Origin of the sequence: Desulfovibrio desulfuricans (genome assembly GCF_024460775.1) — a bacterium.
In the GTDB taxonomy this organism is placed as follows: Bacteria; Desulfobacterota; Desulfovibrionia; order Desulfovibrionales; family Desulfovibrionaceae; genus Desulfovibrio; species Desulfovibrio desulfuricans_E.
On record NZ_JANFYZ010000001.1, the window covers coordinates 350,752 to 365,060 of the forward strand.

Annotated in this window: 11 protein-coding genes; 2 read left to right on the forward strand and 9 right to left on the reverse strand. The window is 58.7% G+C overall.

The annotated features are described in order from the left end of the window. Nucleotides 1–25: 25 nt before the first annotated feature. The 9 genes from hydE to nikA form a co-directional block, all read right to left on the reverse strand. Complete coding sequence (gene hydE, locus NE637_RS01440) at nucleotides 26–1,054, reverse strand: [FeFe] hydrogenase H-cluster radical SAM maturase HydE (RefSeq protein WP_227118386.1); 1,029 nt, start codon at nucleotides 1,052–1,054, stop codon at nucleotides 26–28. A 377-nt stretch (nucleotides 1,055–1,431) separates the two neighbouring features. After that, nucleotides 1,432–2,664: a [FeFe] hydrogenase H-cluster maturation GTPase HydF gene (hydF, locus tag NE637_RS01445; RefSeq protein WP_227118387.1), complete on the reverse strand. Its 1,233-nt coding sequence runs from the start codon at nucleotides 2,662–2,664 to the stop codon at nucleotides 1,432–1,434. A gap of 39 nt (nucleotides 2,665–2,703) precedes the next feature. Continuing rightward, complete coding sequence (locus tag NE637_RS01450; RefSeq protein WP_371740760.1) at nucleotides 2,704–4,155, reverse strand: aspartate ammonia-lyase; 1,452 nt, start codon at nucleotides 4,153–4,155, stop codon at nucleotides 2,704–2,706. Between the two features lie 75 nt (nucleotides 4,156–4,230). After that, nucleotides 4,231–4,995, reverse strand: coding sequence for a class I SAM-dependent methyltransferase (locus tag NE637_RS01455; protein ID WP_227118389.1), 765 nt, complete (start codon nucleotides 4,993–4,995; stop codon nucleotides 4,231–4,233). 34 nt (nucleotides 4,996–5,029) lie between these two features. After that, nucleotides 5,030–5,788, reverse strand: coding sequence for an ABC transporter ATP-binding protein (locus tag NE637_RS01460; RefSeq protein WP_256267559.1), 759 nt, complete (start codon nucleotides 5,786–5,788; stop codon nucleotides 5,030–5,032). After that, nucleotides 5,781–6,656 (reverse strand): ABC transporter ATP-binding protein, encoded by an 876-nt coding sequence (locus NE637_RS01465; RefSeq protein ID WP_227118391.1) that lies wholly within the window; start codon nucleotides 6,654–6,656, stop codon nucleotides 5,781–5,783. Before NE637_RS01465 ends, NE637_RS01460 begins: the two co-directional genes overlap by 8 nt. After that, nucleotides 6,653–7,498: a nickel/cobalt ABC transporter permease gene (gene opp1C / locus NE637_RS01470; protein ID WP_227118392.1), complete on the reverse strand. Its 846-nt coding sequence runs from the start codon at nucleotides 7,496–7,498 to the stop codon at nucleotides 6,653–6,655. Before opp1C ends, NE637_RS01465 begins: the two co-directional genes overlap by 4 nt. Continuing rightward, nucleotides 7,495–8,430, reverse strand: a complete 936-nt coding sequence (gene opp1B, locus NE637_RS01475; RefSeq protein WP_227118393.1) for a nickel/cobalt ABC transporter permease — start codon at nucleotides 8,428–8,430, stop codon at nucleotides 7,495–7,497. Before opp1B ends, opp1C begins: the two co-directional genes overlap by 4 nt. Before the next feature lie 65 nt (nucleotides 8,431–8,495). Then, nucleotides 8,496–10,094: a nickel ABC transporter substrate-binding protein gene (gene nikA / locus NE637_RS01480; RefSeq protein WP_227118394.1), complete on the reverse strand. Its 1,599-nt coding sequence runs from the start codon at nucleotides 10,092–10,094 to the stop codon at nucleotides 8,496–8,498. Between the two features lie 147 nt (nucleotides 10,095–10,241). Between nikA and NE637_RS01485 the strand changes: the two genes are divergently transcribed. Together NE637_RS01485 and NE637_RS01490 are read left to right on the forward strand one after the other, a co-directional pair. Next, a complete protein-coding gene (locus NE637_RS01485; RefSeq protein WP_227118395.1) occupies nucleotides 10,242–11,831 on the forward strand; it encodes an outer membrane homotrimeric porin in 1,590 nt (529 codons plus the stop codon). A 356-nt stretch (nucleotides 11,832–12,187) separates the two neighbouring features. Further along, nucleotides 12,188–14,284 carry a TonB-dependent receptor gene (locus NE637_RS01490; protein WP_227118396.1) on the forward strand — a complete coding sequence of 699 codons (2,097 nt, stop codon included), beginning with the start codon at nucleotides 12,188–12,190 and terminating at the stop codon, nucleotides 14,282–14,284. Nucleotides 14,285–14,309 lie beyond the last annotated feature (25 nt).

A 14,309-nucleotide genomic window follows, 5' to 3' on the forward strand; every position in this document is an offset into this window, starting at 1 on the left:
ATTGATTCTGCAAGTAAATTCGGGCCTAGGCCGATGCGTGAGGCGCGCCAGAAGTTGCACAGGGCAAAAGGCCAGAAACAACATCCTGTGCCGCTGGCTCCTGCCAGCGAGCAAGGGTGTGGCTGCGCCCCGCCCCTTCAATGGCCTTGCGCGCGCCAAGCATGTCCACACGATTCTTGTTGTCGTAAATGCAGTACTGACTGCCGTAAGCTGACGGCGTAAACGAGGGCATGAGCACATTTCCGCCCGCCAGCAGGCCGTTGCGTTGCCCGCCTTGCGCGTCCACCGTTGCCAGGGCCGTAGTGGCGGGAATGTTGGCCCAGGGCATGACAATGCGCATGACGGCCATCACACGCAGGGCGAGCTGCGCGCTGCCCGCAGGATACGCGCCAAGCGGCGTGTCGTGCTGCGGAATGAACGGCCCGGCCCCGCACATGGAAACCCCAAGCCTTCGGGCCAGAATAATGTCGTCCGCCAGCGTGTTCAGGCTCTGACCGGGCAGGCCCACCATAAAACCGGAGCCGATTTCGTAGCCAAGCCGCTGCAAAACACGCAGGCTGGCAATGCGCTCCGCCAGCACATGCCCAGGGTGCAGGGCCTCGTAGAGCAATGGATCGGCGGTTTCGTGCTTGAGCAGAAAACGCACTGCGCCGGCTTCTTTCCACAAGGCATATGCGGCGCGCTGATGCTCGCCCACGCTCAGGGTCACGGGCACGTTGAGCCCGCCGCGCAGGCAGTCAATCACATCGGCCAGCCACATGGGATCAATGGCGTATTCACCCGATTGCAGCACAATGGTGTCTGCACCCAAGGCAACGGCGCGCGTGGCGGCTGCCATGATCTCCGCCTTGGCAAGCGTGTACCGCCGCAGATTGCCGTTCTGGCAGCGCAAACCGCAGTAGCGGCAGTTGCGCCTGCACGAATTTGAAAATTCTATGAGGCCGCGAACATGCACGTGCGCGCCTTTTTCTTCTTCCAGCACACGGGCGGCACGTTCGCACACCGCCTCAAAGGGCTGTGCAAACAGGAGATCAAGTATTTCTTCGCGGCGCATGCTTTACCATCCAATCCTGTGCCATGAAAACCGCCACTGCCAGCCAAACCAGCACGTGTGCAGCCCGATATGTCCAATGTTCTAAGAAAATGTGTTACAAAATTTAAAAAAGTAACACCAAGCAAGCAAAAAACACCCACAAAAAGATTCCACCCGGCCGTGTTCGCCCACGCAAGCGTTGCCGCTATAGTCATGACAGCACGGCATGTGCGCACAGTGTTTTGAGCAGATTGCTCCCTAGTAACACTTTTGTCAATTACGTAACAACATTTTATTTAGCAAAAAGGAATCATCTTGCTCCACCTGAAATTTAACATTTGTTAATCAAGATAGTTAGCTTGCTTTGCCCACAACAGGATTTCAGACGCACTGCCCGCTCAGGCCTGTGAAACGGCGTCAAAAGCCGTCAGGGCAGCGGGAAAAGGCTCAAGAACCCTGCGCAGCACGCCCTGCACATGCGAGATAGCCAGCCCGTAGTTGGTCATGGGAATCCCCTGCTCATGGGCGCGCCCCAAACGCGCAAGCATGCTCTGCCGATTGAAGGTGCAGGCTCCGCAGTGGATTATGAGCCTGTAGGGGCTGAGATCGTCGGGGAAATCCCGCCCCGCCAGATTATCTACGCGGATGTCGCCCCCGGCGTATTGCCTGAGCCAGCGCGGTATCTTGACCCGCCCGATGTCATCCGCAGAAGGATGATGCCCGCAGGCCTCGGACACCAGCACGGCATCGCCGGGCTGCAACTGGTCTATGGCAGCCGCGCCCCTTGCAAAAGCCGCCAGATCGCCTTTGAATCGGGCCATAAGAATGGAAAATGTGGTCAGCGGGATATCTGGCGGCGTGTCTGCCACAGCCTTGAGCACAATCTGCGAATCGCAGACCACGAGAGCGGGTTTTTTGTTCAGCCGGGCCAGCGCAGAGGCCAGTTCCCGCTCTTTCACCACCATGCAGGAGGCGTCGCTGTCGAGAATATCGCGTATGGCCTGCACCTGCGGCAGTATGAGCCGCCCCTTGGGTGCGCCAAGGTCGATGGGAACCACCAGCACCGCCAACTCGCCCGCTGGCAGCAGGTCGCCCAGCAGGCGCGGCTCTGCAAACCAGTGTTCCGGCGCAAGGGCTGCCAGAGCTTCACGCACCTGCCCCATGCCCCTGCCTGTCATGGCGGATACGCTCATCCAGCGGATACCTTCCTTATCCAGCCCGCCAAGCTGCCCGGCAGAAGGGGCCGCCAGATCGCACTTGCCAAAAACCACACCAAAAGGAATTTTGCGCTCACGCAACTGGCCTACAAAAAAAACTTCATACTCGCCCCACTGCCCCGGCTCTACGGCCAGCAGGGCAACATCCGTGCGCTCAAGGGCCTTGAGCGTGCGCTCCTTGCGCAGCTCGCCCAGCGCGCCCACATCGTCAATGCCCGCAGTGTCAATAAATACCACAGGCCCTAGGGGAGCCAGTTCCAGCGTTTTTTCCACCGGGTCGGTGGTTGTGCCGGGCGTGTCGGAAACAATGGAAACCTGCTGCCCCGCCAGTGCGTTGAGCAGGGAAGACTTGCCAACATTGCGCCGACCATAGATGCCTATGTGCAGGCGCAGACTTTTGGGTGTTTCATTCATGCCAGAAGCTCCGGTTGCGTAAATTACCCGCCTGTCCCCCTACCTGTGTCCAAGCGCGGTTGCGGCCTCTGCACTGAGCAGGTTGTCCACATCCTCCGCCTTCATCAGGCCTCTTTCCAGCACCACGGCGCGCACGCTCTGCCCTGTTTTGTGCGCCTGGGCGGCTATTTCGCCCGCAAGCGCATAGCCAAGCACCGGCACAAGTGCTGTAACCGTGGCAAATGACCTGCCAAGATGCCGGGCGCAGGCGGCTTCGTCAGCCTCAAGGCCCAGCACGCAATTTTCGGCCAGCATGGTATTGGCCTGCGCCAGCAGATGCATGCTGCCAAGCAGGCAATCCGCCAGAAGCGGCATGAATGCGTTGAGCTCCAGTTGGCCCAGAAATGCGGCCTGGGTCACGGCGCTGTCATCGGCCATGACCCGCAGGGCGGCCTGTGATGCGGCCTCGCAGATTACGGGGTTGACCTTGCCCGGCATGATGCTTGACCCAGCCTGCCTTGCTGGCAGTTTAAGCTCGCCTATCCCCGCCGAAGGGCCAGATGAAAGCAAGCGCAAATCTGCGCAAATTTTAAATAAATTTACTGCATGAGCTTTAAGAATGCCGGAAACTTCAACCAGTGGATCAACATTCTGCGTGGCGTCCATCAGATTTTCTGCCCGCGAGAGGCCCAGCCCCGTGACCTCGCGCAGCTTTTCGATCACCAGAAAAATGTATTTGCGGGGGGCGGTTATGCCCGTACCCACCGCCGTGCCGCCAAGGTTGACCACGCGCAGCCGCTCCGCGCACTTGAACACGCGCCAGCGGTCGCGCGAGAGGCACTCCGCCCAGGCAGAACACTCCATGCCAAGAGTTACGGGCACGGCATCCTGCAACTGGGTGCGGCCCACCTTGAGAATATGGCGAAAGGCCAGTTCCTTTTCCTGAAAGGCAGATTGCAGGGCGGCAATGGCCTGTTCCAGATCCTTGAGCAGAAACAGGGCGGCAACCCTCACCGCAGTTGGGTACACATCGTTGGTGGACTGGTGAAGGTTCACATGACGCAGGGGGTCTATGCGGGCGTAAGAGCCAAGGCTGCCCCCAAGCAGTTCTTCGGCCCGGTTGGCGAGTACCTCGTTCATATTCATGTTGGTGGACGTTCCCGCGCCGCCTTGCAGGGCATCCACCACAAAGGCATGAGCCAGACCCCCCTGGGCAACCTCGCGGCAGGCATCGGCAATGGCCTGCGCCTCGGGCTGCGGCAGATAGCTAAGCTCCGCGTTGGCGCGGCAGCAGGCCAGCTTGACGAGAGCCATTGTTCGCACAAGCTCGGGCCTGACGGCCCGGCCCGAAAGTGGGAAATTTGCCAGCGCACGGGCCGTATGTACGCCCCAGTATGCCGACAGTGGGACATCCACTGCGCCCAGTGCGTCCGATTCCTGCCTGTATGAACTGCGCACTAGGCTGTGCAACGCCCGGCTGCACGCCGGAGTTGACGGAGTGTGCCTTGCCACTGCTCATCAGTCACCCCTCCCTGCAACGGGCATTTCCCTCCGCCGCAGCTTCAAACAAAGCCCGCCGGCTGGCTGCTACTTGATCGCCCGCAGGGCAAACATGGGCACAGGATTGTAGGTTTCATCGCGGTGGGCGTAGATGCGCGCGCTCAGGCCGTGGTCGCACCAGCAGTCTGAAAAACCGGAGTTGCGCAGGGTCTGCACGTCCCATACCGGGCGGGATTCGGAACTGAGCGGCAACTGGCGGCGAATGTTTTCGCATTCACGCATCATGTCGTCATTTATGCCCACATGCTGATCCGCCAGATCCAGAAAAGAAACCGAGCCGTAGTCAGCGTCAAAATTCAAGAGCACCCCGCCGGGCCGCAGCACGCGGTTCCACTCCCGGTACGCGGCAGCGGCATCCTGAAGCGTCCAGGTGAGGTTGCGCGAAATCACAGCGTCAAAACTTGCGGATTCAAACTCAAGGCAACAGGCGTCCATGCGCTGAAAGGCCACATCGCACCCGGCTTGCCGGGCAAGGGCCGCGCCTTCGTCCAGCATGGCCTGGGTCATGTCCACGCCGCAGACGCAATGTCCCTGCTCTGCCAGCAGTATGGCGAAAAATCCGGCCCCTGTACCCACATCAAGGATGCGCAATGGCCTTGCCTCTGGCAGATGGGGCATGATTTCCGCCAGCCACAGGGATTTTTTCTCACAGGCAAGCTCATGACGCCGTATTTCGCCATAGCTTTCGGCCCGGCGCGACCAGTAGTTTTCTATGCGGCCCGTGAGCGTCGGGCCGGGGACGGGCAGGGCATCCGAGGTGACGCAGGCTGTATCTGCGGCGTAGCGGTTCATAACTGCTCCTTTACTTTTAACGTCTTGATGCGGCTTATCCATTCCAGGCCGAACGAAACAGAATCGCCGAACTCACCAGTTTTTGCGCATAGGGGTGCGAAACGCCAGCCAGCCCTGTGCCTGCGGCCTGTTCCACAATGCGGCCCTGATGCATAAAAAGAATATCATCGCACAGATAGGTCACGGCCTGGAGGTCGTGCGCTATGAAAAAATAGGTCATATTTCCCTTGAGCTCGCTCAGCAGGTCAAGAATGCGGGTCTGCACCGAAACGTCCAGTGAGCTTATGGCCTCGTCAAAAACCACAAAGCGGGGATCCGTGGCGATGGCGCGGGCAATGCACACCCGCTGCAACTGGCCGCCGCTGACCTCGTGGGGCAAGCGGTCTGCAAGGTTTGCGGCAAGGCCCACGCGGTCCATGAGCGCAAGCACTGCCCTGTCCGACCCAGCACCTCTGCCGCAGGCCAGCAAAGGCTCACGGATGATGCCGCGGATGGTGTAGGCCGGATTGACCGAGGTTGTGTAATCCTGAAAAACCACGCTCATGCGGCCAGGATTGCGCCGCAGCCACTGGCCCACACTCTGCCCTTCTAGCAATACCGTGCCGCTGCTTGGGCGCTCCAGCCCGAGAACAATGCGGCTCAGCGTGCTTTTGCCGCTGCCGCTCTCGCCCACCAGCCCCACGGTCGCGCCCACTGGTATGTGAAAACTCACGTCATGCAGAACAGATTTGGGCTGGGGATTCCACAATCCGCCCTTGCCATAGCTTTTGCAGATATTTCTTACCTCAAGCATGGGCGCGCTCCAGCATGGCTTCAAAACCCCGCGTCAGCGCAAGCCTCGTGCGGATGAGATACTGCGTATATTCGTGCTGCGGCGCGTTAAACACGGTTTCCGCAGGGCCGTATTCCACGCAGCTGCCATCCTTCATCACAAGCACGGCATCTGCCAGACGCTGCACCACGCCCAGATCGTGCGAAACAAAGATCATGGCGGTATTGCACTGTGCCCGCAGTTCCAGAAACCGTTGCACGACCTCAAACTGCGTTTCCGCATCCAGTGCCGTGGTGGGTTCGTCGGCAACGATGACCTGCGGCTCAAGGGCCAATGCCAGAGCAATCATGCAGCGTTGCAGCATGCCGCCCGAAAGCTCGTGCGGGTAGCTGCGCAAAACTTCCTGCGGTGCGTCAAGGCGCACACGTCCGAACATGGTTACGGCCAGATCCTCTGCCTGCCCGGCGGTGTACGCCCCATGCGCAGTCAGGGTTTCCCTAAACTGCGCCCCCATGGTGTACAGGGGGTCAAAGGCTGTCATGGGCTGTTGCAGCACCATGGCAATCTTGCTGCCCCGGAGCTGGCGCATCTGCTCCGCCGGGGCATGCACAAGATCAATACCGTTAAAAACAGCCGTGCCCTCGCCCGCAAGCGTAGGCGGCAACAGGCCCATGATGCTGCGGCAGGTCAGGGTTTTGCCGCTGCCGCTTTCGCCCACAATGCCAAGGCAGGCCCCGGCGGCAAGCGTAAAGTCCACGCCGTGCACAAGCTCCTGCCCGTTTGCGCGCTGCACCACGCGCAGATTGCGCACATCAAGTACATGGGGCACATGGGGCGCGGCGGCGCAGGACTGCTCCTGCTTTTGGCAACCTGTATTGAACGCGCTCACAGGCTCACCCCCTGCAGGGTGGTATGGGCGGGGTCAAGGGCATCGCGCAGGCTGTCGCCCAAAAAGTTGAAGGCCGCCACAACCAGCAGGATTGTCAGCCCTGCGGGCAGCATCTGCTGCGGGTACATGGACATGATGTCCTTGGCGTCGCTGAGCATGGCTCCCCACTCCGCCGTGGGCGGCTGCACGCCGAGGCCCAGAAAGGACAAAGCTGAAACCGACAGGATCACCGCCCCGGTATCGAGCGTTGCCAGCACAATGATTTCGCCCAGCGCGCCGGGCAGCAGGTGCCTGCGGAAGATGTGCAACATGCCGCAGCCCGCCACGCGGGCAAAGCGCACATAGTTGACGTCCGTATACTGCATGACCACAGAGCGAACCATGCGCGTGTACCAGGGCCACTTGGCGATCACGCTGGCAATGACCACATTGCCAAGCCCCGGCCCAAGCATGCCCACAATGGCCAGGATGAGCACCTCGCTGGGAAAGGACATCATCACGTCGCAAAAGCGCATGATGGTTTCGTCAACCTTGCCGCGACAGAAACCGGCCACAATGCCCAATCCGCTGCCAATAACAAGGGTTATGCCCATGGTGAGCAGCGAAAAGCCCAGGGTGGCGCGCCCGCCCCAGATGAGCCGGGACAGCACGTCCCTGCCGAGCTGGTCCGTGCCAAGGGGATGCGCCAGCGACCATGCCGCAAATTTGTTTCTCACATCAATGGCCGTGGGATCCCACGGAGCCGCCAGGGGCGCGCACAGGGCAAGCGCCGCCACGGCAAGCAGAAAACACAGGCAGACCATGCCCACAGGGTCGTTGCGCAGCCGCAGCCATACCCTCATGCCTGCCCCCTTGCCCGCAGGCGCGGATCAATGGCCGCGCACAATATGTCCACCAGCAGGTTGCAGCCCACAAACATCACGGCCATCAGCAGCACATAGGCCTGAATGACGGGGAAATCGCGGTTAAAAATGGCGGTAACGCACAGCCAGCCGAGGCCGGGCCAGGCAAAGATGGTTTCTACCACAAAGGTCCCGGCCATGAGCTTTGGCAACGACATGCCAAGCCCGGTCAGGGTGGATTGCAGGGAATTGCGAAAGATATGCCGCCAGATCATGCCCCGCGTGAGGCCCCTCGCCCGCGCATAGAGCACGGAATTCTTCTGCTTGTTCTGCACCATGCTGTTGCGCAAAAGCCGCGCATAGGTGGAAATGTAGGACAAGGAGAGCGTCACTGCGGGCAGAATGACCGAGCTTGCGCCCTGCATGCCGCTGGTTGGCAACCAGTTGAGCTTGACGGAAAAGAGCCACATGAGCAGCAGCCCGGCCCAGAAACCGGGCGTGGCCGTGCCAAGAAAAATAAAACCGCGCAGCAGGTAATCCACGGTGCGTCCCTCGTACATGGCGCACGCAAAAGCCATAGCCACGCTGCACACCGCCATGAACAGGGTTGCCGTCAGCGCCAGCCACAAGGTGGGGGGCAGCGCCCGGGCCAGTTCCTGCGCAACAGGCTTGTTGTCCACATAGCGCCTGCCCAGATCTCCCTGAGCAACAGCGCACATCCAGTCCGCATAGCGCGTCAGAAAAGGCTTGTTGAGACCAAGCTGCTCACGCGTGAGCGCCAGCACTTCATCCGTGGGCACTATTTCATTGACGCGGACGGCCACCTCGGCCGGATCGCTGGGGCTGAGCTGGATGATGACGAATGAAACAAAGGAAATCCCCAGCAAAAGCGGGATTGTCAGCAAAAGGCGGCGTAGAATGTATGCTTTCATATATGTGGAGCATGGGGCGCGGCCTCACGCTGTGCAAAGCCGCGCCCCTGAACTGTGCCTGCTTGCTAGCGGGCGGATGTGTTCTCGAAATACATTTTTTCAAAAGGGACTTCGTACTGCGACACGCCAAATCCTACGCCCTGCAAGGCTTTGGAATGCACTGCCTTGGTGCGCGAGTACGAAATGGGAATATATACGCCCTCGTCATGCACGTAGGTCAGAATTTCCTTGTACATGGCCTTGCGGGTGGCTTCATTCGGCTCGATCATGAGCTGGGTGATGGTTTTATCCAGCCATTCCTTGCGTTCCATGCCCACCTGCGCCTGATAATCGCCGTGCGCGGGGATGCGCCAGGATGAAAGGTAGGACTGCGGGTCGTAGGGGGTTCCCCACGAAAGCGAGTACTGCAGCTCAAAATCGCCAGTGCGCTGACGGTCAAGAAATGCCTGCTTTTCCTCGCCGATGATCTTCATTTCTATGCCGACCTTTTTCAGATCGCTCTGCACGTATTCGGCAAGGGTGCGCTCCTGCGCGTTCTGCGAATTGTAATACAGGCGCACTATGGCCTTTTGCCCGTCCTTGGCGCGCAGACCATCGGGGCCAAGCTTCCATCCAGCGGCCGCAAGCATGGTTGCGGCTTTGGCCGGATCATAGCCGCGCGCGGGCAGGCCAAGGTCGCAATAGGGCACAGTGGACGAAATAAGCGTGTCGGCCACACTTTCCGTGCCGTTCAGCACACCGTCCACAATGGCCTGCTTGTTGACCGCGTATTGCAGGGCCATACGCACGGCGCGGTCTTTGGTCACGGGTTGGTGCGCGTTGAGCAGGATAGCGCGCGAGGCGATGGGCTTGCTGATAAGGGTGGCGTACTTGCCTTCTTTTTGCAGCGCGTTAAAGGCGTCCATGTTCAGCATGTCGCCGTCTGCGCCAAAAACCAGATCAATTTCTCCCTTTTGCAGGGCGAGCATGATGGTCTGGTGGTCAGGCATGACGCGCCAGCGCACGGCCTGCAGTCTGGGTTGCGCGCCCCAGTAGTTCTTGTTGGCCGTAAACAGCGCGTACTGCTTGTCCTTGTGTTCGGTCAGCACCCAGGGGCCAGTGCCCACATAGCCGGAAACACCGTCCTTGGTCTGACCGTTGATAAAGCAGTTGGGCGAAATCATGCGGAAGGGCCGCACAAGCCCCAGCTCCACCAGGGTGGGATAATATGGATGCTTGAGCACAAGCCTGTAGGTGTGCGTGTCCACAACTTCGTTGCGCTCGATTTCGTTAACCATATCAAGCCATGCGTGGCGCGGCTTGTTGGCAACAATGGCGTCCATGTTCAGCTTGACGGCGGCGGCGTCAAAGGGTGCGCCGTCTGTGAAGGCCACGCCCTTGCGCAAATGGAATGTGTACACGCGTCCATCGGACGAAATTTCCCAGCTTTCGGCAAGACAGGGCTTCACTCCCTCGGGGGTATTCACCACCAGCGGTTCAAACACCATATTCTGGGCGGCCATTTCCCCGGAGTAGAGATGGGGATTGATGATGCGGATGTCCTTGGTGCTGGCGTAGACCATTTCGGTACGCTGCGCCTGGGCAGTGGATTTTTCATCATTCTGGCAGGCGGATATGTTCAGGCAGCAGATCAGGGCCGCCAGTACAAAACCGATTTTTCGCATATCGCGCTCCATGCGGCGAGGCAGATTTAGGGGTTGACAGTAGTAGCACTTTTTCTGCAAAGATAACATCGCCGTTGCAAGCAAATTCAGTAGCACGAACTGACAAAACGTGTCCATATGAATTCTTACGTCACTATCGGGGGAACGATGCGGAAAAAAGTTTTATCGCTTCTGGCTGCCGCAGCCTTGCTGCCTGGCCTTGCCGCCACTGCGCAGGCTGTGGACTTCAAGACCAAGGGCGTCTGGATAATGAATTTTGAATATGGCGGCGGCGGCAATTTTATGGAACGGGGGCGCTCCACCAATGGGACGCAGGGCAACCGCACCACGGGTTGGGGCCGTTATAATGAAGACCAGTTCGAGGCCAAGTCGCGTGTGCGCCTTCAGCTTGACGCCGTGGCATCAGAAGCGCTTTCCGGCACCGTGTATTTTGAGATTGGCCGCCAGTACTGGGGGCAGGCCAGCAACAAGTCCGGCGCGGCTCTGGGGGCAGACGGCAACAACGTCATCAAGATCAAGCACAGCTACCTTGACTGGACCATGCCGCAAACCGACGTAAAGATCCGCATGGGCATACAGCGCATCTTTTTGCCAGACTACGTGACCGAAGCCTCGCAGGCCTTTGACGCCGACACCGCAGGCATAACGGTTTCCGTGCCGGTAAACGAAAACCTCTCGCTCACAGGATTCTGGGCGCGCGCCTACAACGACAACTGGGCCGGAACCGGAAATTCCCCGCAGAGCTATCTGGACAACTTTGATCTTTTCGGCCTTACCGCTCCCCTGCGTTTTGAAGGCGTCAACATCACCCCCTGGGGCCTTGTGGGCGCGTTTGGCAGCAATACCTTTCGCAAGAACAATGATTTTTACGGCAAAAACAACGATGGCGCGGGCGCGCTGGGCGTAGCCCCTGCTACGTATGCCCTCAATGACGGCAAGGTCGGGCGGCAGATCGCCAATGCCTACTCCACCATTTTCTGGGCAGGCCTGACAGGCGAAGCCGTGGCCTGGAATCCCTTCCGGCTGGCGTGGAGCTTCAACTACGGGCAGTCGGACACTGGCGTTGAAACCCTGAACCGCAAGGGCTGGTACGGCTCCCTGCTGGCAGAATACAGTATGGATTGGGGTGTTCCCGGTATCTACGGCTGGTATACGAGCGGCGACGACGGCAACGTGAAAAACGGCTCCGAGCGCATGCCCACCATTGAAGCCAACAACGAAAGCACCAACGGGCTGGACAGTTTCGGCACGCTCGGCACCCTCACCCTTGGGCGCGATACCCTGCTTGGCTCCACCTTTGTGGGAACCTGGGGCGTGGGCGCGCGCGTGAAAGACGTGAGCTTTCTGGACAAGCTCAAGCACACCTTCCACGCCAACCTGCTTGGCGGCACCAACAGCCCCACCATGGCCAAGTACATCAAGGGGCAGAAAGATGTGGACGGGCAAACCCTGTTCCGCCCCGATGTAACCCCCGGCAGCATGGGCGATTTCAACACGGCCAACTACTACGGCCTGTACCTGACCTCGCGCGACTACGCTGCGGAATTTGGCGTCACCTCCACCTACCAGATGTACGACAACTTCAAGATTGTGGTGGAAGCCAACTACATTGCCCTGTGGCTTGACCAGTCCAAGGATGTCTGGGGCGGGTACACCACCACAAGCGGCGCGCGTATGGGCGGCGTCACCACCCAGGACGCCTGGAACGTCAACATGAGCTTTATCTACAAATTCTAAACGCCACGCGCCAAGCAAATTCCCCCGAGTCCGGCGGGGAGGCTGATCTAGCAGCTTCCCTGCCGGGTACAATCCCCCCTCTTTTGCCAGCATACCACACGGGCATTCTTGCAGATATTCATGGTATCACCAGCTTGACTGTATCGCAGACAAACTATAGTTTGTGTTACATTTTTTAAAAAAATAACATAAATCAACAAGCTGGGCGGCATCCTTGCGCCCTCTTGCTGTATTCGTCGCCCGCACGGTAACACTTTTTTATATTACATAACACACTCAAAAGGTTGTGCAGCAATCCCCTGCGAAAAGCCCACGCGCACCCCGCGCGACAGGTATAAGAAGGAGGAAGACGTGTAATGAACAAGGTTTCAGCAATTGTGGCGGCTGCCGTGCTTGCAGGCCACTGTCTTTGCGTTCAGCCGGGCTGGGCGGCAGAGACTCCACCCGAAACAGGAGGGCAGGAGGCCCCTGCCTCAAAGGCAGACCTCACGCAGGGCAGCCTTACAGCGTATGACCTGCCCGCCGTAACCACTTTCGGCGTGGCCGATCAGGCTCCAACTGTTCCAGTGCAGACGCGGTTTGGCACCCAGTACAACGTGGTGACTGAAGAGCAGATCCGCCTACAGAACTCTCTTGATTTTTATGACGCCCTGCGCAACGTGCCGGGCGTCATGTATCAGAAAAAGAACATCATCGGCGGGCAAACCAGCGCGAGCCTTTATGTGCGCGGGCGCGGCGCAAGCCATCCAAGCCCTGACATCAATATCTTTTTTGATGACGTGCCGCGCAGCGGCGTGCTGTACGGGCAGGCCCTGGCCGACGGCATCCCGGTCTACGCCCTCGGCGGTATGGAAATTTACAAATACCCCCAGCCGTCGCGCTTTGGCACCGGTTATGCCATGCTGAACTTTATTCCCAAATACATGACCAAGGAAGGTTATGAGCTGCGCATTGGCGCAGAGGGAGGCAGCTTTGGCACTGTGGCCGAAAACGTTGGCATGGGCGCAAAAAAAGACAATGTGGATATTTATGCCGCGCAAAGCCTTGTCAGCACGCTGGGGCACAAGGATCACACAGCGGCCTACCAGGCGAGCTACTACGGCAACATGGGCATAGGCCTGTCTGACAACTGGTCGTTGCGCATGATGGCCAACCGGGTGGATGCACAGACTCAGGTTCCCAACAATCCCATTACCAATACCCGCACCACAGACCGCTACGATACACAGACAAGCCTTGCCACGTTGAGCCTCATCAACAAGTACAACAACGCCAATGGTTACCTCAAAGGCTATTACAACGACACGCTGTTTTATCTGCGCGGCGAAAATTCCAACACAACCACATCGGTGCAAACCAACAATCTGTACGGATTGCGAGGCCGCGAAACCTATTCCATCTGGGAAGGCAGCGAGATAGTCAACGGCTTTGATCTTGATATCAGCGACCTGCGCAACGACCAGCGGACGTATTCCACAGATTCCACAACATCGTGGGAATTTCCGCAGCACAGGATGTTTTCGCCCTACGCTGCCGTCAGCCAGATGTTTGGCAGCAAGGAAAGCTTTCACGTTACGCCTTCCGCTGGTCTGCGCCTGTACACAAGCAACCTCTTTGAAGACAAAACCGCTCCGCAGGCTGGCCTTGTGCTTGGCTACAACAACACCAATCTTGGCCTCAACTACGCGCGGGGCGTCAACTATCCAAGCCCTGTTATCCTCCAGGGCCTGCTGACCAACAAAACATCATTGCCTTCCGGCCTGGACACCAAGGATATTCGCCCTGAAGTGGTGGACCACTATGAAATGTCGCTCAGCCACACCCAGCCGGGGCTGTTCACGGCAAGCGCCACTGTCTTTCACGATGACGGCCGCGACAGACTGCGCGCCTATATGTACGGGAACGCCAACCCCACCAGCGACTTTTTCACTTCGTCCGCGTCTGAATACAAAATTGACGGGCTTGAACTTGCTGGCAGCGTCACGCCCACAGACAACCTTGAGCTCTTTGTGGGCGCAACCTGGCTGAAAACATGGGCCAAGGGCGACGACGGCGAAACTACAAGCAAAATGCCCTACACGCCTGCCTTTGCCCTGCAAACCGGCTTCAAGTGGAAGTTCTTTGATAACTTCCAGCTCAGCGGCGATTACCAGTACCTCAAGGATGTTTACGCAGCCAACTGGATGCGGACGACAAGCCCCAAAGCGCCTTCCAGCAACGTGACCACGCTGAATGAAAGAAATCGCCTGCCCGACATCAACGTGTTTAACGCAAGGCTGGACTATACTTTCAGTTACGATGACATGCACATTGAAGAAGGCAAGGTTTTTGTGGCGGTAAACAACATCTTCAATACGCCCTATGCTTACAGTATGGAGCTTTCCGGCAACAACCGGGGGCTTTACAACATGCCCGGCACAAGCGTCATGGTTGGTTTTGACCTCAAGTTCTAACCAGTATTGCGCCGCCTTGCGTGCA

Bases quoted from the DNA above. Each gene is read 5' to 3' on its own strand.
- hydE (WP_227118386.1), bottom strand. From the start codon at position 1,054: ATGCGCCGCGAAGAAATACTTGATCTCCTGTTTGCACAGCCCTTTGAG.
- NE637_RS01455 (WP_227118389.1), bottom strand. From the start codon at position 4,995: ATGAACCGCTACGCCGCAGATACAGCCTGCGTCACCTCGGATGCCCTG.
- nikA (WP_227118394.1), bottom strand. From the start codon at position 10,094: ATGCGAAAAATCGGTTTTGTACTGGCGGCCCTGATCTGCTGCCTGAAC.
- NE637_RS01490 (WP_227118396.1), top strand. From the start codon at position 12,188: ATGAACAAGGTTTCAGCAATTGTGGCGGCTGCCGTGCTTGCAGGCCAC.
- hydF (WP_227118387.1), bottom strand. From the start codon at position 2,664: ATGAATGAAACACCCAAAAGTCTGCGCCTGCACATAGGCATCTATGGT.
- NE637_RS01485 (WP_227118395.1), top strand. From the start codon at position 10,242: ATGCGGAAAAAAGTTTTATCGCTTCTGGCTGCCGCAGCCTTGCTGCCT.
- NE637_RS01460 (WP_256267559.1), bottom strand. From the start codon at position 5,788: ATGCTTGAGGTAAGAAATATCTGCAAAAGCTATGGCAAGGGCGGATTG.
- opp1B (WP_227118393.1), bottom strand. From the start codon at position 8,430: ATGAAAGCATACATTCTACGCCGCCTTTTGCTGACAATCCCGCTTTTG.
- opp1C (WP_227118392.1), bottom strand. From the start codon at position 7,498: ATGAGGGTATGGCTGCGGCTGCGCAACGACCCTGTGGGCATGGTCTGC.